Raw genomic sequence first — 21141 nt, forward strand, 5'->3', positions numbered from 1 at the left:
GCATCGCATGAAGAAGCCGGCGCTGTTCCTCGCCATCACGACCACCATGTTGCTGGCGGCGCCCGCGTTCGCCGACGACACGGCCTCGCGCTTCGACCCGCTGCAGACCTTCGCGCCGTACAGCTACCCGCAGCCAGCCACCGCGTACCGCTCCGCCAGCGGCAAGCCTGGTCCGCTGTTCTGGCAGAACCGCGCCGACTACAGGATCGAGGCCACGCTCGATCCGGCCACGCGCCGGCTCAGCGGCAGCGAGGTGATCAGCTACACCAACCACAGCCCCGACGCGCTCGACGTGCTATGGCTGCAGCTCGACCAGAACCGCTACCGCCGCGACGCCCGCGGCGCGTTCACCAGCAGGTTCCCCACCGAGTTCACCGACGGCGACAAGATCGCCTCGGTCGAGGTGGAAGACGCGCACGGGGGCAGGCAGCCGGTGAAGTGGCTGGTTTCCGACACGCGCATGCAGGTACAGCTGCCCGCGGCGCTGAAGGGCAACGGTGGCAGCCTGCGCCTGCACGTCGCCTGGAGCTACACCGTGCCCGGCGAGTTCGGCGGCCGCACCGACGTCAACCCCAGCAAGAACGGCGAGATCTTCGAGATCGCGCAGTGGTACCCGCGCATGGCCGTCTACGACGACCTGCGCGGCTGGGATACCGCGCCCTACCTCAACAGCGAGTTCTACCTCGAATACGGCGATTTCGACTACGCGATCACCGTGCCGTGGGACATGATCGTGGCCGGCTCCGGCGAGCTGGTGAACCCCGGCGAGGTGCTGACGAAGACCGAGCAGCAGCGGCTGGAGCAGGCGCGCCACAGCGACGCCACCGTGATGATCCGCACGGCGGAAGAAGTGACCCAGCCGTCCAGCCGCCCGCAGCCCCGTGATCCAAAAAAGCCGGGCACGCTGACCTGGCATTTCCGCATGCAGAACACCCGCGACGTGGCGTTCGGCGCCTCAAAGGCGTTCGTGTGGGACGCGGCGCGGATCAACCTGCCCGAGGGCAGGACCGCGCTGGCGATGTCGGTCTACCCCGCCGAAAGCGGCGGCGCCGATGCCTGGGGCCGCGCCACCGAATACCTCAAGGCGTCGACCGAGTATTTCTCCAGGCAGTGGTATCCGTACCCGTGGCCGGTGGCGATCAACGAGGCCGGCACCGCTGGCGGCATGGAGTATCCCGGCATCACCTTCGACCACAAGCTGGCCAGGGGCAGGATTCTGCATATGGTGATCGCGCACGAGATCGGGCACAGCTGGTTCCCGATGATCGTGGGCAGCAACGAGCGCCGCGACGCCTGGATGGACGAAGGCTTCAATACCTTCATCGACGTCTACGAGGCTGACGCCTTCAACCACGGCGAGTACGCGCCCAAGCGCGACAGCGAATACGCGCCGGGCAAGGGCAACCCCGCCGACGAGATCGCCGCCGTGCTCGCCGACCCCGCTGCGCCGGCCCTGCTCAACGGCGCCGACATGACGCCGGAGAAGTACCGCCACCCGATCAGCTACTTCAAGGGCGCGTTCGGCCTGGTCCTGCTGCGCGAGCAGATCATCGGGCCGGAGCGCTTCGACTCCGCGTTCCGCCGCTACATCGCCACCTGGGCGTACAAGCACCCCAGCCCGTCGGACTTCTTCCGCTTCATGGAAAGCGAGACGGGCGAGGACCTCGGCTGGTTCTGGCGCGGCTGGTACGGGCACAACTGGACGTTCGACATGGCGGTGCAGAAAGTCGCACCGATCGACGGCAACTGGAGCCACGGCGCCGAAGTCACCGTGGCCAACCTCGACCGGCTGGTGCTGCCGGCCACGCTGCAGGTGGTCTACGACGACGGCAGCAAGCAGGATGTCCGCGTGCCGGTGGAAACCTGGCAGCAGCACCGCAGCTACGTGGTGCGCGTGGCCGGCACGCGCAAGGTGGTCTCGGCCACCATCGACCCGGCGCATGCGCTGCCGGACGCACAGCGCGCGAACAACACGCTGCAGGTGAAGTAGAGCGTCCTCGTCTCCCGTAAGCCGCAGAGAAGTTTAGTAGGGCGGGCACCGCCCGCCCCAGCGCCTCGCTCAGTGGGTTCTACCCCGTTCCCACGGACGGTTTGATTAAGGCTGAAAACTCCCGGTCGCGCCGGGCAACTCTACGACGCATACGCAGGTTGTGGAACCGCTCGAGGTAATCGAACAGATCGGCTCGCGCCTCGTCGCGAGTCCGGTAACAGCTATGGTGCACCCGCTCTCTTTTGAGCATCCCGAAGAACCCCTCGCAGGCTGCGTTGTCGGCGCAATGGCAGACTGCACTCATGCTACTCACCAAGGCGTTCCCACCGAGGAACTTCTGGTATGTGCGGCTGATAAACTGGCCACCGCGATCGGAGTGCAGGATGACCTCCGAGCGGCCCTGCCGCTGCGCTTCTGGCATTCATCCCTGATCGCGTCCAACTCCGCAGGATTGAAAAAATGCCGCCCCCGAATTCGAGTCTCCAGATCGATCCCGCGCTCGGTGCAGTAGGTAAGTAGTACGTTGATCGCCGCAGAAGCGGCATCCATGCTGGCTATCGATAACGATCGATTTCGGATCTGCGTCGTCACAAACAGGTTCGGGTAGAAGAGAGGCATGCCAGTGTCGGGATCGACGAGCAGGCAATACCTTTCGCCGTCCTCCAGAACGAAGCCCTGTGTTCTATATCCGAGTTGCATCTCCACGCTCCGATCAAAGGCCCGCAACAGTTTCCAAGGTGCAGCTTAGGCGAGGACTCGGAACGGAAATCGGCACGAATTTGTCCAACTTGAAAAAGAAAAAACCCCCGAAAGATCGGGGGTTTATGGATGAAGTCAGTACAAGGACGACCTGAGGTATGTCCTAGAACGGAATCTCATCGTCCGCGAAGCCGTTGTCGGCCGGTGCCGGTGACGAGGGGCGCGACGGGCTGCCGTAATCGCCGCCGCGCGACTGGCCACTGCCGGAGCTGCTGCCGCTGCCCTGGCGCTGACCGCCCTGCTGGCGTTCGCGCTGGAAACCGCCGCCACCCGCGCCACCCTCGCTGCCGCCGCCGAGCATCTGCATCTCGCTGGCGATGATGTCGGTGAAGTACTTTTCCACGCCATCCTTGCCGGTGAACTTGTCGGTGCGGATGGATCCCTCGATGTAAACCTGGCGCCCCTTCTTCAGGTACTCGTTGGCGATTTCGCCCAGCCGGCCGAAGATCTTGATCCGATGCCACTCGGTACGCTCCTGCTTCTCGCCGGACTGCTTGTCGGTCCACGACTCGGAGGTGGCCAGGCTGAAGCTGCAGATGCTCATGCCGCTGCCGGTGCTGCGCAGCTCCGGGTCTGAACCGAGGTTGCCGATCAGGATGACTTTGTTGACGCCACGTGCCATGGGTATGTCCTCGTTGAGCCGGGCGCAAGTCTGCGGTGGGTTGCGGCCGGAGTGGTGGATCAGGCTGGCTATGATAACCGCGGGAAGGGCCTGGCGCAGCGGCCCGGAATCCCCGGCAGACGTGGGTTTCGTCCAGCCCGGTCGGTCCGGGCCAGGCGACGCTTCAGGCCGGCGTGCCGGCCGGCCGCGGGTCGGCGGCAGCGGACGGGGCAGGCAGGCGTTCGACCCCGTAGCCGGCCGCGTCCCACGCCTCCAGCCCGCCCAGCAGCGGGCGCACCCGGCGATAACCCTGCGCCATCAGGACCTTGGCCACCCTGGCGGCGGATACTTCGTTCGGGCAGTTGCAGTAAACCACCAGCTCGCGGTCGAGCGGGATGTCGTGCACGGTGCGGTCGATGCCGCGGTCGTCGAGCAGCAGAGCGCCGGGGAGCACCCGCGTATCGAGCTGCCGTGAGCCTTCCGCGCGCGCGTCCAGCACGATCGGCGCCGGCGACGATTTCATCGCCCGCTCCAGTTCCTCGACCGTGATGCGCGCCATCCGCAGCGTGCGCAGCAGGCGCCGGCGCTGCCACCAGCGTGCCAGGACGTACAGCGCCAGCAGGCCCAGCAACACTCCCAGCGCAAATGTGCCGGTATTCGCGATGGCCTGCAGCAGGTCGTCGATCTGTTCGGCAAAGGCATAGCCCAGCCCGATCGCCACCGCGCCCCACAGCAGCGAACCCAGCCCGTCGAACAACACGAACCGCGACAGCGGCAAGCCCATCGCGCCCACCAGCGGCGGCGCCACCGTGGTCAGCCCCGGCACGAACTTGGCGATCAGCAGCACCTGCCCGCGCCAGCGCTGGAACTGCAGCTCGGAGCGCTGCACGCACGAATCGGGCGACAGCGAGATGCGGCACAGCAGGCGCATCACGCCCCCGCCATAGCGCCGGCCGGCGGCGTACCACAGGGCGTCGCTGAGCAGGCAGGAGGCCACGGTGACCAGCAGCACGCTGACCGGCGACACCTGCCCATGCGCCGCCAGCGCACCGGCCACCACCAGCGTCGGCACCGCCGGCACCGGCGCGCCGAGCTGGGTCACCAGCACGTTGAGGAACACCAGCAGCACGCCGTAGTGCGCGATCAGCGCGATGATTTCATGAGCCATCGAAGCGGTACCCGATGCACGGTGCGGCCACGCCGCAGGGGCTCATGATTGGGCCGCGGGGCGGCCATTGCAAACCCCTTCGCGCCTGCAGGAACCGCGCCTTACACGGCCTGCATCCGTACCGCGGCAGCGCGGCCGATCCGGCGCGAGCCGGCGACCACCAGCGGCAGCCACAGCAGGGTCAGTGCGGCGGCACAGACGAACACGCCGTCAGGGCCGAGCCGGCCCAGCGCGATGCCGCCAAGCGCGCCGCCCACGAATGCGCCGATGAACTGGCTGGTCGAATACGCCCCCATCGCCGCGCCGCGCAGGTGCCCCGGCGCCAGCCGCGAGACCAGGCTGGGCAATGCCGCCTCGAGCAGGTTGAAGGCGGAGAAGAACACCGCCGCGGCCACGCCGAACGCCGCCAGGTGGCTGCCGGACAGCGCGAAGCCGAGCAGGGCCAGCCCGATCGCGACCACGCACACCGTCACGATGCGCAGACTCTGCGCGATCTCGCGCATGTGGTGCAGGCTCGCGCCCATCACGAACGCAGCCACCGTCATCACTGGCAGGTACAGCTCCCAATGCCGGTTCACCGGCAGGTGCAGCGTGTTCGCCAGCAGCAGCGGCAGCCCGACGAAACTGGCGGTGAGCAGCGCATGCAGGAAGAACACCGAGCCGTTCAGCACCAGCATGCGGCCGTCGCGCAGCATCGCCAGCACCGGGCCGAAGCCGGCCGCCGCCGGCGCACGGGCCCGCGCCGGCGTGGGCACGATCAGCCACAGCAGCGCCAGCGAGGCCAGCGCCAGGATCGAGGTGGCGGCGAACAGTCCGGGCAACCCGGCGACCGCTTCCAGCGGCGGCCCCAGGATCAGCGCCAGCAGGAACGCCAGCCCGATCGACACGCCGATGATGCCCATCGCCTTGCCGCGGTTTTCCTCGGCGGTAAGGTCCGCCGCCAGCGCGATGCCGGCGCCGGCCACCGCGCCCATGCCCTGCACCGCGCGGCCGACCGCGATGCCGACCAGCGTGTGCGACATCGCCGCGATCAGCCCGCCGAGAGCGAACAGCAGCAGGCCGAACGTGATCGCCGGCTTGCGCCCGATCCGGTCCGACAGCAATCCCAGCGGGATCTGCAGCAGCACCTGGCCGATGCCGTACACGCCCAGCGCCAATCCGATCATGAAGCCGGTGGCGTCGGGCATCGCCTTCGCGTACAGCGAGAACACCGGCATGATCAGGAACAGGCCGAACAGGCGCAGGCTGATCACGCAGGCCAGGGTCAACGCGCTGCGCAGTTCGAGACTGGAGAGTTTGCTCACCGGGAGATGTACATCGCCAAAGACATGACCGGCATTATAGGGGGCGCCATGCGCCACGACTGTGGTGACATGTCGCGGCGCAAATTCCTGCAGCCCCTATAATCACGCCTAACGCCGCTGCGATGCACCCATGAACTCGATGCCTGCCGACGCCACCCGCCCCGCCGACTTCGCCCAGGTGCGCGACCTCGCTGCCGCCGACATGCAGTGCGTCGACGCGCTGATCCGCCGGCGGCTGTCCTCCGACGTGGTGCTGATCAACCAGATCGCCGACCACATCATCGCCGGCGGCGGCAAGCGCCTGCGTCCGATGCTGCACGTGCTGGCCGCCGGCGCCGCCGGCTACCGCGGCGAGCATCACACCAAGCTCGCCGCGATCATCGAGTTCATCCACACCTCCACCCTGCTGCACGACGACGTGGTCGACGATTCCGACCTGCGCCGCGGCCGCAAGACCGCCAACGCGCTGTGGGGCAACGCCGCCAGCGTGCTGGTGGGCGACTTCCTCTACTCGCGCTCGTTCCAGCTGATGGTGGAACTGGACGACATGCGCATCATGCGCATCCTCGCCGACACCACCAACACGATCGCCGAGGGCGAGGTGCTGCAGCTGCTCAATATCGGCAACGCCGACGTCAGCGAGGCCGCCTACCTGGCGGTGATCGAACGCAAGACCGCGGTGCTGTTCGCCGCCGCCACCGAACTGGGCGGCCTGCTCGGTGGCCTGCCCGAAGGCGAAGTGGCCGCACTGCGCCGCTACGGCATGGAACTGGGCTACGCATTCCAGATCGCCGACGACCTGCTCGACTACACCAGCGACGCCGGCACCCTGGGCAAGAACATCGGCGACGACCTCGCCGAGGGCAAACCGACCCTGCCGCTGATTTACGCGCTGGAGAAGGCCAATCCGGAACAGGTGCAGTCGCTGCGCCATGCGATCGAACACGGCGGGCTCGACTCGCTCGACCGCATCATCGCCGCGATCCGCGATTCCGGCGCGCTGGAACGCACCCGCGACCGCGCCCTGCTGCACGCCCGCGCCGCCCGCGAGGCCCTCGCCGCCCTGCCGTCCTCGCCCCACCGCGACGCCCTGGCCACGCTGGCCGACTACTCGGTGCAGCGCACGTTCTGACTCCATGAACCGCGTTGCTCCTTCCCCCGCAACGCGTGGGAGGGTTGACGCAGGGCCGCTCTTCGTGAACTTGGCGAAGATCAAGAGCACCCCCTCCTGACCTCCCCCTGCTACGCAGGGGGAGGAACCAAACGTGCCGCTTCTGCCCCCTCCCCTGCAACGCAGGGGAGGGTTGGGGTGGGGTTGCTCTTCGCCCCAGGCCACACCTCGCACCCCCTCATTGGCTCACCCACGGAAACCCATCGTTCAGCCCCCGTCGCTGGCGGCCTCGCCACTGATCGGCCAGACTTCACCGCATGTTCCGACTGCGCCCAACCCGCTGGCTGTGGTGTCTCGCGGCGACCCTGCTGCCACTGGCGGCGGCGCACGCCGCCGCGGACGGCTGGCGCTACGACACGGTGCACAGCCAGGTCGTCTTCAGCATCAGCCACAACGGCTACTCGCGGCCATTCGGGCGGCTGCACATTGCGCGCGGCTGGCTGCGTTTCGACCCTGGCGACTGGAGCACGGCGGCCACTGAGCTGGACATCGACCTGGCCGGCGTGGACATGGGCGACGCCGACTGGAACAAGGCCGTATGCAAGCCGGCCCTGCTCGATTGCACGAATCACCGCTACGCGCACTTCCGCAGTACCGGGGTGGAGCGCAAGGACGAGTACCACGGCGTGCTGCACGGTGAGCTGACCCTGCATGGCGTCACCCGCCCGCTGGACCTGTCATTCACCTTCAACCGCGCCGCCAGGACCATCTACGAACGGCACGAGGTCGCCGGCTTTTCGGCCACCGCCAGCCTGGACCGCAACAGCTTCAGCATCACCGCCGATCCGAATTCGATCGGCGCCAACGTCAGCATATGGCTCGAGCTGGAGGCCATCCGTGACGACCAAGCCGCTCCACCCGACAAGGAAACGCCATGACTCTGCGCAGCAACGACCGCCAGTGGGGTTCGGTCGCCAGGTTCTTCCACTGGATCATCGCGCTGGGCATCCTCGGCAACGGCCTGTTCGGCCTGTTGATGGACCTGGCCAGCTCGCCGATGCAGAAGATCAACTGGCTGGCCCTGCACAAGTCGATCGGCCTTACCGTGCTGGCGCTGGTGCTGCTGCGCATCGCCTGGCGCTGGACCGACCGCCGCCCGGCCGAGGAACCGGCGCCGCGCTGGCAGCAGCTTGCCGCGCGGGCGGCGCACGGCGCGCTGTACGTGCTGATCGTGCTGCTGCCGCTCAGCGGCTGGTGGTTCAACTCGGTCACCGGCAAGCCGCTGCAGTGGTTCAAGCTGTTCAACCTGCCGGCGCTGGCGCAGAAGAACGACGCGCTGCGCGATTTCGCGCACGGCGTGCACGAGTACCTGTTCTGGTTCCTCATCCTGGTGCTGGTGGCGCATGTCGGCGGTGCGCTGAAACACCACCTGCTCGACCATGACAACACGCTGCGCCGGATGCTGCCGTTCGGCCGTCTGCGCGCCTCCCCCGCTTCCGAAGGAGACTCCCGATGAAACGCCTTGCCACCCTGCTGCTGGCGCTCGCCCTGCCCGGGCTTGCTGCAGCCACCGACTACACCGTACAGCCGGCGTCCAGCACGCTCGGTTTCAGCAACACCTTCCAGGGCGAATCGTTCGACGGCCACTTCGGACAGTGGACCGCGGCGATCCGCTACGACGCGGCCAACCTCGCCGCGTCGAAGTTCGACGTGGAGGTGAACCTGGCCAGCGTGAAGACCGGTGACAAGGACCGCGACGGGGCGCTGCCCGGTTCGGCCTTCTTCGACGTGGCGAAATTCCCGAAGGCGCACTTCGTCACCACCGGCTTCCACCGGAGCGGCGGCAAGGTGACCGCCGACGGCACGCTCACCCTGCACGGCGTGACCAAACCGGTGAGCCTGGACGTGACGTTCAAACCGCAGACCGGCGGCGCCACGCTGGACGTGGCCGGCACGGTGAAGCGGCTCGACTTCGGCGTGGGCACCGGCGACTACGCCGATACCTCGGTGATCGGCGGCGAGGTGAAGGTCACCGCGCACCTGCAACTGGCGCCGAAATAACGCCGCCGCGATGGCGCGCGACACGCTGTGGCAACGCCTGCGCGGCTGGGTCAGACCCGATCCAGGCCGCCAGGTAGCCACACCGCCTCGCGGCGCCGCCGGTTCGACGCGGGTGGCCGACAGCCTGCGCGCGCTGCTGGACGACCCGACCATCCCGGCCGCGGTGCGCGGCGAACTGGCCGGCGACTTCGGCCGCATCGAGGCGATGCTGGACAAGCTCGAGCGCGGCGAGCTGCACGTCGCCGTGTTCGGCCGCGTCTCCACCGGCAAGTCGGCGCTGGGCAACGCCCTGCTCGGCCGCGAGGCGTTCGCCGTGGGCGTGCTGCACGACACCACCAGCGAAGCCGGCCACGCGATGCTCGACGAGGCGCAGCACGACGGTCTGGTGCTGATCGACACGCCCGGCATCAACGAACTGGACGGCGAGGCGCGCGAGCGGCTGGCGTTCGAGCTGGCCGAGGTCAGCGACCTGGTGGTGTTCGTCGGCGATGGCGACCTCACCCGCGAGGAACTCGACGCGCTGAAGACGCTGGCCGCCACCCAGCGTCCGCTGCTGCTGGCGTTGAACAAGGCCGACCGCTACGGCGCCGACGAACTCGCCGACCTGCTGGCACACCTGCGCCTGCGCGTGGCCGGCCTGGTGCGCGCGGAAGACGTGCTCGCGGTGGCCGCGCGGCCGGCGCCGCAACGGCTGGTCGAGGTCGATGCGCGCGGCCACGAGCAGATCCGCGAGCAGGCGCGCATGCCCGACGTCGCCGCCCTGCGCGAGCGGCTGCTGGCGATCGCCGCGCGCGAAGGCAAGACGCTGTCGGCGATCAACGCCGGGCTGTACGCCGGCCGGCTCACCGATCAGGTGAGCGCGCGCATCGCACAGACACGGCAGGCGGTGGCGGCGAAACTGATCCGCCAGTACTGCCTGGCTAAAGGCCTGGCGGTGGCGCTGAACCCGATCCCGGTGGCCGACCTGCTCGCCGCCGCCGGACTGGACGCGGCGATGGTGGTGCAGCTGTCGCGCGTATACGGCCTGCCGCTGACCCGCGCCGAATCCGGCCGGCTGGTGGCGGTGATCTCGGCGCAACTGGCCGCGCTGATGGGCGCGATCTGGGGCATGCAGCTGGTCGCCTCGGCGCTGAAGGGCGTCAGCGCCGGCCTGTCGGTGCTGGTCACCGCCGCCGCGCAGGGTGCGCTGGGCTGGTACGCCACGGTACTGATCGGCCACGCCGCCGAACGCTATCTCGTCGCCGGCAAGTCGTGGGGTGAGGCCGGCGCCAAGCGCGCCGTCGCCGAGATAGTGGCCGGGCTCGACCGCGACTCGATCCTGCGCGAGGCGCGCGAGGAGATCCTGCGCCGGCTCAGGAACCCCGGCGCCACCCGCTGAACCGGTCACACCGCGATAGTTCTTGCGGATATGCTGCGTGCACGGCAATCGCGTCTAGAATCCGCATCCCACCTTGGCCAGCTGTTCGGAGAGCGCATGTCAGAAGAATTCGAAGTCCGCGGCGTGCACGAGAACCACATGGACGAAGCCGCCGAACGCGAGCCGCGCGGCATGGCCGGCCGCCTGGCGGTGATCACCGCCATCCTGGCCACCATGGGCGCCATGTTCTCCTACATGGCGGGCAGCACCCAGGCCGACGCCGCCCTGCTCAAGAACGATGCCGCCATCCGGAAAACCGAGGCGGCCAACCAGTGGAACTACTACCAGGCGAAGGGCAACAAGCAGAACCTGAGCGAGCTCGGCATGGAGCTGTCCAGCGATGCGCGCAAGCCGTTCTTCGCGGCCGAAATGAAACGCTACTCGGCGCAGAAGGCCGAGATCAAGCTCGCCGCCGACAAGCTCGAACAGGCTTCGGCCGCGCTCGACGAAAAGAGCGAGGCGCAGATGCACCGCCACCACCGGTGGGCGCAGGCCACGATGCTGCTGCAGATCGGCATCGCCATGGCCGCGATCGCGCTGCTCACCCGCAAGCAGTGGCTGGCCCGGCTGGTGCTCGTGATGGGCGGTCTCGGCCTCGTCGTCGGCACGCTGGCGTATTTTGGCATCTGAGTCGTCCCCGGCATGGGGCGCTGCGGCAGCGCGATGCGGCTGCCGCCTCGCGGCGCGGCTGAGCGGAAGGACCGGGCGCTTATCCGGCCACCCGCAGGAACGCGGCCACCGCCGCCGCGTCGAACGGCCAGTCCAGCTCGCGGCCGTCGCGCAGGTCGCGCAGCACCGGCACGCGGGTGCCGTAACGCTGCTCCAGTTCCTGCGCATCGTCCACCCACACGCTGTCGAAATCCGGCGCGCGCGCCTCGGCCATCACGGCCAGGGCGAGATCGCACAGGTGGCAGTAGTCGCGCTGGTACAGGATCAGGTCGGACATGCGCTTGCGAACGGACTGCCAAAACCAGGGGTGCCGCGTAGAATAACCGGTTCATTCACTTCACCAGCAGCACATCCATGGCCGTCAGCGTATTCGACCTGTTCAAGATCGGCATCGGGCCGTCCTCCTCGCACACGGTGGGGCCGATGCGCGCCGCCGCGCGCTTTGCCGAACACTGGCTGGAGGAGAAGGGCGTGCTCGACCGCGTCGCCCGCGTGCGCGCCGAGCTGTACGGTTCGCTGGCAATGACCGGCCGCGGCCACGGCACCGACAAGGCGGTGCTGCTGGGGCTGGAGGGCCAGCACCCGGATACGGTCGATCCCGACCGGATCCCCGCCACGCTCGAACGCATCCGCACGACGCAACGCCTGCGCGTGCTCGGCAAGCACGAGATCGCGTTCGAGGAGAAGCGCGACCTGGTCTTCAACAAGCGCCAGAAACTGCCGTTCCACACCAACGGCATGCGCTTTTCCGCCTACGACGCCGACGGCAACGAGCTGGCCAGCCGCGACTACTACTCGGTCGGCGGCGGCTTCGTGGTCAACACCGACGAGGCGGCGGAGGACCGCATCGTCGCCGACACCACCGAGCAGCCTTACGCCTTCACCACCGGCGAGCAGATGCTGGCGCTGTGCAAGCAGCACGGCCTGACCATCGCCCAGCTGATGCTGGCGAACGAAAGCGTGTGGCGCCCGGAGGCGGAAACCCGCGCCGGCCTGCTGACCATCTGGAAGGCGATGCAGGACTGCGTCACCCGCGGCCTGCGCTCGCCCGGCACCCTGCCCGGCGGCCTGCACGTGGCGCGCCGCGCCCCGGCGATGGCCGAGGAACTGCGCAACCAGCCCGAGGCCGCGCTGAAGGATCCGCTGACCATCCTCGACTGGGTCAACCTGTACGCGCTCGCCGTCAACGAGGAGAACGCCGCCGGCGGGCGCGTGGTCACCGCGCCCACCAACGGCGCTGCCGGCATCGTGCCCGCGGTCGGCCACTACTACCTGCGCTTCTGCCCGAAGGCGGACGACGAAGGCATCGTCAACTACCTGCTCACCGCCGCCGCCATCGGCATCCTGTACAAGGAAAATGCCTCGATCTCCGGCGCCGAGGTCGGCTGCCAGGGCGAAGTCGGCGTGGCCTGCTCGATGGCCGCCGGCGGCCTTGCCGCCGCGCTCGGCGGCAACGTGATGCAGGTCGAGAACGCCGCCGAGATCGGCATGGAACACAACCTCGGCCTCACCTGCGACCCGATCGGCGGCCTGGTGCAGATCCCCTGTATCGAGCGCAACGCAATGGGCTCGGTCAAGGCGATCAACGCCAGCCGCATGGCGCTGAAGAGCGACGGCAAGCACCGCGTCTCGCTCGACAAGGTGATCAAGACCATGCGCGACACCGGCCGCGACATGAAGGACAAGTACAAGGAAACCTCGCGCGGCGGTTTGGCGGTCAACGTCATCGAGTGCTGAAGTCCTTGCTCCTCTCCCTGCTGGCAGAGGGAGTCCTTCAGGGGAGGGGTTGTCCGAGCTTGCCGGAAGGTCAAAAGCACCCCACCGCTGCTCGCGGGGAAGGCGCAAGGCGCCGATGCAGCTTGGGCGGGCACTGCCCGCCAGCTGTTGCGTCACGAACATGAAGCGGCGGGCACGGCCCGCCCTAAGGCAAGGCCCCACCTGGTGCGTCAGCGCAGCTTGCCCGGCGCACCTTTTGCCAACTCCGCGATCAGGTCGCGGACGAGTTTTCGCTTGTCGTCGGAAAGCTGCAGGTAGTCCTCGAAAGCCAGCCGGTCGCGACCGCGCACGTGGTCAGGCCATGCAATGTTCACGTCCTGCACGCCTTTTGGCCGGACTCTCCGATACTCCAGTTCGTGCGGCTCGACGCCAACAATCTTTGCCAGCGCCTCCATGTGTGTCGGGCGCGGACGATGCTTTCCGTTAAGCCATCCCGACACCGCCTGTGAGGAGACTTCCTCGCCCTGCAGTTCGAGGAGCCGAGCCAGTTCCGAGGCATTCGCCTCGATCCCCTCGTGCTTCAAGGCAGCCCTGAGGCGGTCGGCAAAGGCTTTCTTGTCGATCTTCATGGCCTGCGACCATAGGCGTCGCCCAGCCGCGTTATTGAAAGTTTCGCTTTATAAAAATTGAAAGTTTTGCTTTCATGATCGACCACGCCTCACGTTGGTCGTCGCCATGCCGAAGTCGTTGCTGGAACAACTCCCCGAGATCGTCGCCCGCGGACGCCAGCAGGCCGAGAAGATCCTGGAGAGTCTGGAAGGGCGGCACCGGGTCAGCCTGCAGACACGCGAATGGGTACTGCCGTCGAAGGACACGCGCGACAGCGACTGGATCGCCGCGGCGAACCGGCGGGCACATCTGGGCGAGGAAGGCACGGCCGACTGGACCAACCGCCTGATCTACGGCGACAACCTGCTGGCGATGGCCGCGCTCCTGGCCGGCGACGAATACACGCCGAGCCTGCGCGGCAAGGTCGACCTGATCTACATCGACCCGCCGTTCGACTCCAAGGCCGACTACCGCACCAAGATCTCGCTGCCCGGCGGCCCTTTTCGGCCATCCATGGCCTCCGGGGCACTCGGGCTCCTGCCCATCGTTGAACTGGAGCAGCGGCCCACGGTGATCGAACAGTTCGCGTATTCCGATACGTGGTCGGACGGCACGGCGTCGTATCTGGCGATGATCACGCCGCGGTTGGTACTGATGCGAGAGCTATTGAGCGACAGTGGGTCGATCTATGTGCATCTCGATTGGCATGTGGGCCATTACGTGAAGGTCGTTATGGATGATGTCTTTGGGAAGGACTCGTTTTTTAACGAAGTCATCTGGCACTACCCGGACAAGCTTCAGGGCAACATCAACGGTCTTCCAAAGAATCACGACACGATTTTTGCGTACCGAAAAACAAAAGACGCAATCTGGAACGGCGTAAAGATCCAGTTGGACGGTTCAAGAAAGATCAATCGACGCGTATGGAATCCGCTAACGCAGAAGCTGGATACTGCTCGCGATGAGTTTGGCCGCGTCATCTACGACACATATACCGACAAAAACGCCGACGATGTATGGCAAATCGCACAAGCTGAGGTCACAAAAAATCCAAACAACACTGGCTACAACACCGAAAAACCAGAGTCGCTGTTGACACGAATCATCGAAGCCTCATCCAATTCAGAATCGCTCATCGCCGACTTCAACGGCGGCTCCGGCACCACCGCCGCCGTCGCCGAAAAGCTCGGCCGCCGCTGGATCACCACCGACCTCGGCAAGCCGGCCTGCATGATCATGCGCAAGCGGCTGATCGACCAGGGCGCCAAGCCGTTCCTGTACCAGGCGATCGGCGATTACCAGGTCGAGGCGGCAAAGAGCGCGATGGGGCGCAGCTTCCGCGTCGGCGACCTGTCCGGCATCGTGCTGTCGCTGTACGGCGCGCTGCCGCTGCAGCCGGAGGACAACCCGCTGCGCAATCTCGGCGCGGTGGTCTACGGCGGCAGGAAGACCCTGGTGCTGGTCGATTCGCCGAACAAGCTCACCGGCGATGCCACCCTGCGCAAGGCGATCGCCCAGCGCGACCACTTGCTCGGCGGCTGGGATCGGGTGGTGGTGCTGGGCTGGAATTTCGAGCCGTCGATCGGCCAGAGCATCACCGCGCTGAACGATGCGCGGCTGGAAGTGCTGGTCATCCCGCCCGACCTGCTCGATCGCCTGCGCAAGAAAGGCGGCATCGAGAAGCTGCGCGGCCAGGTGCGCTTCTCCAGCCTGCAGTACCTCACGATCAAGCCGGTGCGACGCACGCGCAGCGGCGACGAGGAACAGCTGCAGGTCGCGCTGGACAACTACGTGCTGCTCTCACCCGAGGCGATCAGCCTCGACGAGGAGAACAGGAAGAAGCTGCTCAAGGTAGCGAACGCCGAGCCGCTGGCGTTGATCGAATACTGGGCGGTGGACCCCGACTACGACGGATCGGTGTTCCGCTCGGTCTGGCAGGACTACCGCGGCAACACCGCCAACGACGACGATCCGTTGCGCGTGGTCACCGAGGCGAGCTTCAGCGTGACGCGCAAGGCTGGCGAACGCCGCGTATGCGTGCGCGTGGTCGACGTGTTCGGTTTCGAGGCCGAGGTGGTGCAGGTGGCGGCGGGGCCGACTGCATGAACATACTCGCGAATGCCAGCAATCGACACTCAGGCTGCCAGTCGCTGAACTTTCCGCAGACTCGTCTTCAGTTCGCGCTCGGCGAGCCTGAGGTCGTAGTCAGTCTGCAGGTTCATCCAGAATTGCGGGCTCTGGCCGAAGGCCCGACCGAAGCGCAAAGCGAGTTCGGCCGTGACAGGACGCTCTTCGCGAACCACGTGCGAAATGCGCATCGGCGACACGCCAATCGCCCGGGCAAATGCTGCCTGGCTCAAGCCACGGTCGGACAGGATTTCTTCCAGAAGCTCGCCCGGATGAATGGGCGGCAGGCCGTTCGTGATGGCGGGATTGGACACGGCTCTAATTCCTCAATGGTAGTCGACGATTTCAACATCGAAGGCGTCGCCGCCCTCGAAACGGAAGCACAGCCGCCATTGATCATTGATGCGGATGCTCCATTGGCCCGCGCGATTGCCGCTCAACATTTCCAGGCGGTTGGAAAACGGCTCGCGCAAGTCTCCGGGACAGGTGGCGAAATGCAGGTATTTCAGGCGACTCCGCGCCCGTCGCGTGAGGTCCGGCGGAAGCCGCCGGCTCGTTCCAGTGGCGGACAGCCGCTCTGTTTCCTTGTCGGCGAAGCTCCTTATCACCCGATGACTCCTGTCTGCACGGTCGATGTTCGCCTGCCAACCATAAACAATCCGTTTACGCCGTGCAAGCCGATGGAGTGCGCCCATGTCTGACGCCAACCATCCCATGGCGCTCGCCGCCGCCCTTACCCGCCGCACCGAGCAGCTGTGCATCGGCCTGGAACAGGGCATCGCCGATATCTACGAGCTGGTCACGCCGGTGACCGCCGAACTGCTGCGCTGGTGGTTCGGCGAGGACGCGTGCCAGTCGCGCTCGTTCAATTTCCATCCGGGCCAGCGCCAGGCGATCCTCAACGTGATCGTGGCGCACGAGGTGCTGGACAGCCCGAACCTGAAGAACCTCTACGAGCAGGTCTGCGCCGAGGCGCTGCTGGAAGGCACGCGACTGGCCGACGTGGCGCAGGACAAGCACGGCCACCCGAAGTACTGCCTGAAGATGGCCACCGGCACCGGCAAGACCTGGGTGCTGCAGGCGCTGCTGGTGTGGCAGCTGCTGAACAAGACCGCGGCGCTGGACAAGGGCCGCGACGACCCGCGCTTCACCCGCCGTTTCCTGATCGTGGCGCCGGGGCTGATCGTGTACGAGCGGCTGCTTGATGCGTTCCTGGGCAAGGAGAACGAGGACAAGAGCCGCGATTTCGCCAGCTCCGACATCGCCAGCTACGCCGATCTGTTCGCCCCGCCGGCGCGGCGCGAGCGCATCGCGCAGTTCGTGCGCGGCAATGTATGCACCAAGACCGAGATCGGCCTGAAGGCCACCGGCAACGGCATGATCGCGATCACCAACTGGCACCTGCTCAGCGACGCCGGCGAGGAGATCGAACAGGACGAGGCCGGGCGGGTCGATGCACCCGGCATGGTCGCCGACGCCGCCCGCGTGGCTTACGACGTGCTGCCGCTGACGCCGGGGCGCGCCGCCGGCAACAGCCTCGACGTGCTCGACCGGCGCTGGGCACACGGCAACGTGCTCTCCTACCTTGCCGACCTGCCCGAGCTGATGGTGTTCAACGATGAGGCGCACCACATCCACGAGCTGAAATCGGGTGGCGAAACCAGCGAGGTCGAGTGGCAGAAGAGCCTGTCGATCATTGCCGCCGGCAAGAGCCGCCGCTTCGTGCAGATGGATTTCTCGGCCACGCCGTACAACGACGTCGGCAGCGGCAAGAAGAAGAGTAAGCGGTACTTTCCGCACATCGTGGTCGATTTCGACCTCAAGGACGCGATGCGGCTTGGGCTGGTGAAGTCGCTGGTGCTGGACAAGCGCAAGGAGCTGGGCGCGCTGCCGCTGGAGTTCAAGGCCGAGCGCGATGCCGACGGCAACATCACGCTTGCCGAAGGCCAGCGCGTGATGCTGCGCGCCGGCCTGCAGAAGCTGCGCAAGCTGGAGGCGGATTTCGCCCGGCTCGACCCGGTCCGCCACCCGAAGATGCTGGTGGTGTGCGAGGACACCTCCGTATCGCCGCTGGTCGCGCAGTTCCTGCTCGACGAAGGGTTGCACGAGCAGGACGTGCTCACCGTCGATTCGGGCAGGAAGGCCGAACTGGGCGAGAAGGACTGGGCGCCGCTGCGCCAGCGGCTGTTCGACCTGGACCGGCATGCGCAGCCGCGGGTGATCGTCAGCGTGCTGATGCTGCGCGAGGGTTTCGACGTCAACAACATCTGCGTGATCGTGCCGCTGCGTTCCAGCCAGGCGCAGATCCTGCTGGAGCAGACCATCGGCCGCGGCCTGCGGCTGATGTGGCGCGACCCGGAATACGCCGACATCAAGCGTGAGAACCGCGAGCGGATCAACCACGGCGAGGAGCCGGGTTCGCTGATCGACATCCTCTCGATTGTCGAGCATCCGGCGTTCCAGGGTTTCTACGACGAGTTGATGGCCGCGGGCCTGGTCGGCAGCACCGGCGACGACGACGATGGCAGCAGCACCGGCGACCTGATTGCCGCCGAGTTGCGCGAGGGCTACGAAACGTACGACTTCGCCATCCCGTTCATCCTGCGCGAGGCGGACGAAAGCGTCGAACACCTGCCGATCGACGTCGCCACGTTGCCGCCGTTCACCCTGATGAGCCGCGCGAAACTGGCCGAACTGCTCGGCAAGGGCGACACCTTCACCTCGCAGGACCTGCAGAGCAGCACGCTGTTCGGCGACTACCGCGTCGACGGCGCGGCGATGAACGTCAGCGGCTACAACGAACTGCTGTCGCGGCTGACCCGGCGGGTCAGCCAGGCGCTGAACCATCCGCTGCCGAAGGGCAACAAGGTTTCGCCCCACCTGGATCGCCCCTATCTGCAGATGAATACCGCCGCGCTGGCGACCGCACTGGACGACTACATCCGCGAGCGGCTGTTCGGCGAAGCGTTCGAGCCATTCAAGGACGAGGGCTGGCGGCTGTTGCTGCTGCTGCCGGTGATCGAGCATATCGTGCGCATCTTCGGGCTGGCACTGGTGCATGCCGAGGAACACACCACCACCGGCAGCACCGAAGTGCGCCATCGCCGGCTGTCGGAAGTGAGCAAGCTGATGGTGCGCGAGAGCGCTTCGCTGGAAGTGTCCAAGTGCATCTACACGCGCTTGCCCTACCCCATCCGCAGCGGCGGGCTGGAACGCGCCTTCATCGAATGGGCGCAGGCCGACGCCGGCGTGGAGGCATTCTGCAAGATCAGCGAGAACCGGCACGACTTCGTGCGGCTGCGTTACGTCAAGGACGACGGCATGCCGGCGCTGTACATCCCCGACTTCCTGGTGCGCACGGCCGACGCGATCTACCTGGTCGAGACCAAGGCGCAGCAGCAGGTCAGCCACCCGAACGTGCAGCGCAAGCTGAAGGCCGCGACCACCTGGTGCGAGCGGATCAACGCGCTGGAGCCGGAGCAGCGCGACGGGCGCGTGTGGCATTACGCGCTGGTCGGCGAGTCGCTGTTCCATGACTGGAGGGAGAAAGGCGCCCGACTGGGCGAGTTGCTGGCGTTCTCGCGGGCTCGCGCGGCGCCGACGGCGCAATCGCAGGGCGGCCTGGCGCTTTGACGCTGCGCTCCCTTCCTGCTTGCAATCGAGAAGAAGTCTACAGGCGCCGACAGCCTGGTAGGGCGGGCACCGCCCGCCGCTCCGCGCCCGCTTGAAGCGAAAGCCGGCGGGCCGTGGCCGCCCTGCGGCTTGAAGCGAAAGCTGGCGGGCGGTGCCCGCCCTACGACGGCCAGAAGATGGCGTGACCGCTGGCAGGTGGCGGGGAGCAGGCAATTCTGCAACCATCGGCCTCTTTTGGCGCATCCAGACGCCCTCCGCAGGAGCTTCCATGTCCCAAGCCAGCCCCATCCGCCGCGACGTCGGCCCGTTCGCCCTGATGCTCACCGGCCTGGGCTCGATCATCGGCTCCGGCTGGCTGTTCGGCGCGTGGCGCGCGGCGCAGATCGCCGGGCCGGGAGCGATCTGGGCCTGGGTGATCGGCGCGGCGGTGATTCTCGCCATCGCGCTGACCTACGCCGAACTCGGCTCGATGTTCCCCGAGTCCGGCGGCATGGTGCGCTACGGCCACTACTCGCACGGTTCGCTGGTGGGTTTCATCGCGGCATGGGCGAACTGGATCGCGATCGTCTCGGTGATCTCGGTCGAGGCGGAGGCGTCGGCGCAGTACATGTCGTCGTGGAAATGGCAATGGGCGAAGGACCTGTACCACCAGGTGCCCGGCGGCCACGGCGAGCTGAGCACCAACGGCCTGCTGATCGCCGCGGCGCTGGTGATCGCGTATTTCCTGCTGAACTTCTGGAGCGTGAAGCTGTTCGCGCGCTCGAACACCGCGATCACGCTGTTCAAGCTGGTGATTCCCGCGCTCACCGCGGTGCTGCTGATGATGAGCGGCTTCCACCCGGAAAATTTCAGCGTCGGCATCCACGGCGAGATGCATTCGACCGACTTTGCCTCGGTGCTCACCGCGGTGGCGATCGCCGGCATCGTATTCAGCTTCAACGGTTTCCAGAGCCCGGTGAACCTGGCCGGCGAGGCGCGCAACCCGGGCCGCAGCATCCCGTTCGCGATCGTCTGCTCGATCGCGCTGGCCACGGTGGTCTACGTGCTGCTGCAGGTGTCGTTCATCGGCGCGGTGCCGCGCGAGATGCTGGCCAACGTGGGCTGGCACGGCATCAACTTCAGCTCACCGTTCGCCGACCTGGCGATCATCCTCGGCCTGCAGTGGCTGGCCACGCTGCTGTTCATCGACGCGGTGATCAGCCCCAGCGGCACCGGCATGACCTACACCGCCACCACCGCGCGCATGCTGTACGGCATGGAGCGCAACGGCACGCTGCCGAAGATCCTCGGCCGCATCCACCCGAAGTGGGGCGTGCCGCGCCCGGCGATGTGGGTGAACCTGGCGGTGTCGTTCCTGTTCCTGTTCTTCTTCCGCGGCTGGGGTTCGCTGGCGGCGGTGATCTCGGTGGCCACGATCATCTCCTACCTGACCGGCCCGGTCAGCGTGATGACCCTGCGCCGCACCGCGCCCGGCCTGCACCGCCCGCTGCGCCTCGCCGGCCTGCCGCTGCTGGCCGGCGTCGCCTTCGTCATGTCCACCGAGCTGCTGTACTGGGCGCGCTGGCCGTTGACCGGCGAGATCATCCTGCTGATGGTGGTCGCGCTGCCGGTGTATTTCTATTACCAGGCCAAGTCCGGCTGGCACGACTTCGGCCGGCAGATGAAGGGTGCGTGGTGGCTGGTGTTCTACCTGCCCACGCTGGCGTTCGTCTCCTGGGCCGGCAGCACCACCTTCGGCGGCAAGGGCTACCTGTCCTACGGCTGGGACCTGGTGGTGGTGGCGGTGATCGGCCTGGCGTTCTACCTGTGGGGTGTGAAATCCGGCTGGCGCACGCCGTCGGTGGAAGCGGCCGAGCTGGAGGCGCACGCCCACCCGGACGCGCCGCTGGTACCGCCGGACGAACGGGCCGCCGAGCGCATCAGCGGGCATTGAGCGGCCCCTCGATCGACACGAACGCGCGGCGACGAGCCGCGCG

General features: G+C 67.1%; 19 protein-coding genes and 1 pseudogene. 11 read left to right on the top strand and 9 right to left on the bottom strand.

Annotation, left to right across the window (positions count from 1 at the left end):
* Nucleotides 1-7: 7 nt before the first annotated feature.
* A complete protein-coding gene (locus AC1Q5A_RS02125) occupies nt 8-1990 on the top strand; it encodes a M1 family aminopeptidase (RefSeq protein WP_492697781.1) in 1983 nt (660 codons plus the stop codon).
* A gap of 79 nt (nt 1991-2069) precedes the next feature.
* Here the strand turns inward: AC1Q5A_RS02125 and AC1Q5A_RS02130 are convergent.
* The 5 genes and pseudogenes from AC1Q5A_RS02130 to AC1Q5A_RS02150 all read right to left on the bottom strand — a co-directional run.
* Nucleotides 2070-2399, bottom strand: a pseudogene (locus AC1Q5A_RS02130) (IS3 family transposase); the annotation flags it as partial.
* Nucleotides 2300-2689: a hypothetical protein gene (locus tag AC1Q5A_RS02135; protein WP_492698110.1), complete on the bottom strand. Its 390-nt coding sequence runs from the start codon at nt 2687-2689 to the stop codon at nt 2300-2302. The pseudogene AC1Q5A_RS02130 and the gene AC1Q5A_RS02135, both read right to left, overlap by 100 nt.
* Nucleotides 2690-2852: 163 nt before the next feature.
* Nucleotides 2853-3371: a single-stranded DNA-binding protein gene (gene ssb, locus AC1Q5A_RS02140; RefSeq protein WP_492697783.1), complete on the bottom strand. Its 519-nt coding sequence runs from the start codon at nt 3369-3371 to the stop codon at nt 2853-2855.
* A 163-nt stretch (nt 3372-3534) separates the two neighbouring features.
* Nucleotides 3535-4518 carry a DedA family protein/thiosulfate sulfurtransferase GlpE gene (locus AC1Q5A_RS02145; protein WP_492697785.1) on the bottom strand — a complete coding sequence of 328 codons (984 nt, stop codon included), beginning with the start codon at nt 4516-4518 and terminating at the stop codon, nt 3535-3537.
* A gap of 101 nt (nt 4519-4619) precedes the next feature.
* The gene (locus tag AC1Q5A_RS02150) at nt 4620-5822 is read right to left on the bottom strand and encodes an MFS transporter (RefSeq protein ID WP_492697787.1); all 1203 of its coding nucleotides are present in this window, start codon (nt 5820-5822) and stop codon (nt 4620-4622) included.
* Nucleotides 5823-5952: 130 nt separating this feature from the next.
* On the opposite strand from AC1Q5A_RS02150, the gene AC1Q5A_RS02155 reads away from it, so the two are divergent.
* The 6 genes from AC1Q5A_RS02155 (at nt 5953) to AC1Q5A_RS02180 (ending at nt 11041) form a co-directional block, all read left to right on the top strand.
* The gene (locus tag AC1Q5A_RS02155; protein WP_492697789.1) at nt 5953-6954 is read left to right on the top strand and encodes a polyprenyl synthetase family protein; all 1002 of its coding nucleotides are present in this window, start codon (nt 5953-5955) and stop codon (nt 6952-6954) included.
* Nucleotides 6955-7250: 296 nt separating this feature from the next.
* Nucleotides 7251-7871: a YceI family protein gene (locus tag AC1Q5A_RS02160; protein ID WP_492697791.1), complete on the top strand. Its 621-nt coding sequence runs from the start codon at nt 7251-7253 to the stop codon at nt 7869-7871.
* Nucleotides 7868-8449 (top strand): cytochrome b, encoded by a 582-nt coding sequence (locus AC1Q5A_RS02165; protein ID WP_492697794.1) that lies wholly within the window; start codon nt 7868-7870, stop codon nt 8447-8449. The genes AC1Q5A_RS02160 and AC1Q5A_RS02165 overlap by 4 nt, the downstream gene beginning before the upstream one ends.
* Entirely contained in the window at nt 8446-8994 is a 549-nt protein-coding gene (locus AC1Q5A_RS02170; RefSeq protein ID WP_492697796.1) for a YceI family protein, read from the top strand. The genes AC1Q5A_RS02165 and AC1Q5A_RS02170 overlap by 4 nt, the downstream gene beginning before the upstream one ends.
* A 10-nt stretch (nt 8995-9004) precedes the next feature.
* Entirely contained in the window at nt 9005-10372 is a 1368-nt protein-coding gene (locus tag AC1Q5A_RS02175) for a DUF697 domain-containing protein (protein ID WP_492697798.1), read from the top strand.
* Between the two features lie 96 nt (nt 10373-10468).
* Nucleotides 10469-11041: a DUF4337 domain-containing protein gene (locus AC1Q5A_RS02180; RefSeq protein WP_492697803.1), complete on the top strand. Its 573-nt coding sequence runs from the start codon at nt 10469-10471 to the stop codon at nt 11039-11041.
* A gap of 79 nt (nt 11042-11120) precedes the next feature.
* On the opposite strand, the gene AC1Q5A_RS02185 is transcribed toward AC1Q5A_RS02180, so the two are convergent.
* Nucleotides 11121-11357: a glutaredoxin family protein gene (locus tag AC1Q5A_RS02185; RefSeq protein WP_492697805.1), complete on the bottom strand. Its 237-nt coding sequence runs from the start codon at nt 11355-11357 to the stop codon at nt 11121-11123.
* A gap of 77 nt (nt 11358-11434) precedes the next feature.
* Between AC1Q5A_RS02185 and AC1Q5A_RS02190 the strand changes: the two genes are divergently transcribed.
* A complete protein-coding gene (locus tag AC1Q5A_RS02190) occupies nt 11435-12817 on the top strand; it encodes an L-serine ammonia-lyase (protein WP_492697808.1) in 1383 nt (460 codons plus the stop codon).
* 209 nt (nt 12818-13026) lie between these two features.
* Here the strand turns inward: AC1Q5A_RS02190 and AC1Q5A_RS02195 are convergent, their stop codons facing one another.
* On the bottom strand, nt 13027-13425 hold the full coding sequence (locus AC1Q5A_RS02195; RefSeq protein WP_492697811.1) for a helix-turn-helix domain-containing protein: 399 nt from the start codon (nt 13423-13425) through the stop codon (nt 13027-13029).
* Between the two features lie 106 nt (nt 13426-13531).
* Here AC1Q5A_RS02195 and AC1Q5A_RS02200 point away from each other — a divergent pair, with 106 nt between their 5' ends.
* Nucleotides 13532-15511 carry a DNA methyltransferase gene (locus AC1Q5A_RS02200; RefSeq protein ID WP_492697813.1) on the top strand — a complete coding sequence of 660 codons (1980 nt, stop codon included), beginning with the start codon at nt 13532-13534 and terminating at the stop codon, nt 15509-15511.
* A 29-nt stretch (nt 15512-15540) separates the two neighbouring features.
* Here AC1Q5A_RS02200 and AC1Q5A_RS02205 read toward each other — a convergent pair whose 3' ends face one another.
* A complete protein-coding gene (locus AC1Q5A_RS02205) occupies nt 15541-15846 on the bottom strand; it encodes a HigA family addiction module antitoxin (protein ID WP_492697816.1) in 306 nt (101 codons plus the stop codon).
* 12 nt (nt 15847-15858) lie between these two features.
* Entirely contained in the window at nt 15859-16140 is a 282-nt protein-coding gene (locus tag AC1Q5A_RS02210; protein ID WP_492698105.1) for a type II toxin-antitoxin system RelE/ParE family toxin, read from the bottom strand.
* Between the two features lie 85 nt (nt 16141-16225).
* Between AC1Q5A_RS02210 and AC1Q5A_RS02215 the strand changes: the two genes are divergently transcribed.
* Complete coding sequence (locus AC1Q5A_RS02215; RefSeq protein WP_492697818.1) at nt 16226-19165, top strand: DEAD/DEAH box helicase family protein; 2940 nt, start codon at nt 16226-16228, stop codon at nt 19163-19165.
* Nucleotides 19166-19433: 268 nt separating this feature from the next.
* Complete coding sequence (locus AC1Q5A_RS02220) at nt 19434-21098, top strand: APC family permease (protein WP_492697821.1); 1665 nt, start codon at nt 19434-19436, stop codon at nt 21096-21098.
* Nucleotides 21099-21141 lie beyond the last annotated feature (43 nt).

This window comes from Rhodanobacter sp. GW835-FHT13D09, assembly GCF_058793995.1.

Coding starts and splice junctions, on each gene's coding strand:
- AC1Q5A_RS02125 (WP_492697781.1), top strand. CDS start 8: ATGAAGAAGCCGGCGCTGTTCCTCGCCATCACGACCACCATGTTGCTG.
- AC1Q5A_RS02135 (WP_492698110.1), bottom strand. CDS start 2,689: ATGCAACTCGGATATAGAACACAGGGCTTCGTTCTGGAGGACGGCGAA.
- ssb (WP_492697783.1), bottom strand. CDS start 3,371: ATGGCACGTGGCGTCAACAAAGTCATCCTGATCGGCAACCTCGGTTCA.
- AC1Q5A_RS02145 (WP_492697785.1), bottom strand. CDS start 4,518: ATGGCTCATGAAATCATCGCGCTGATCGCGCACTACGGCGTGCTGCTG.
- AC1Q5A_RS02155 (WP_492697789.1), top strand. CDS start 5,953: ATGAACTCGATGCCTGCCGACGCCACCCGCCCCGCCGACTTCGCCCAG.
- AC1Q5A_RS02160 (WP_492697791.1), top strand. CDS start 7,251: ATGTTCCGACTGCGCCCAACCCGCTGGCTGTGGTGTCTCGCGGCGACC.
- AC1Q5A_RS02165 (WP_492697794.1), top strand. CDS start 7,868: ATGACTCTGCGCAGCAACGACCGCCAGTGGGGTTCGGTCGCCAGGTTC.
- AC1Q5A_RS02170 (WP_492697796.1), top strand. CDS start 8,446: ATGAAACGCCTTGCCACCCTGCTGCTGGCGCTCGCCCTGCCCGGGCTT.
- AC1Q5A_RS02175 (WP_492697798.1), top strand. CDS start 9,005: ATGGCGCGCGACACGCTGTGGCAACGCCTGCGCGGCTGGGTCAGACCC.
- AC1Q5A_RS02180 (WP_492697803.1), top strand. CDS start 10,469: ATGTCAGAAGAATTCGAAGTCCGCGGCGTGCACGAGAACCACATGGAC.
- AC1Q5A_RS02185 (WP_492697805.1), bottom strand. CDS start 11,357: ATGTCCGACCTGATCCTGTACCAGCGCGACTACTGCCACCTGTGCGAT.
- AC1Q5A_RS02190 (WP_492697808.1), top strand. CDS start 11,435: ATGGCCGTCAGCGTATTCGACCTGTTCAAGATCGGCATCGGGCCGTCC.
- AC1Q5A_RS02195 (WP_492697811.1), bottom strand. CDS start 13,425: ATGAAGATCGACAAGAAAGCCTTTGCCGACCGCCTCAGGGCTGCCTTG.
- AC1Q5A_RS02200 (WP_492697813.1), top strand. CDS start 13,532: ATGCCGAAGTCGTTGCTGGAACAACTCCCCGAGATCGTCGCCCGCGGA.
- AC1Q5A_RS02215 (WP_492697818.1), top strand. CDS start 16,226: ATGTCTGACGCCAACCATCCCATGGCGCTCGCCGCCGCCCTTACCCGC.
- AC1Q5A_RS02220 (WP_492697821.1), top strand. CDS start 19,434: ATGTCCCAAGCCAGCCCCATCCGCCGCGACGTCGGCCCGTTCGCCCTG.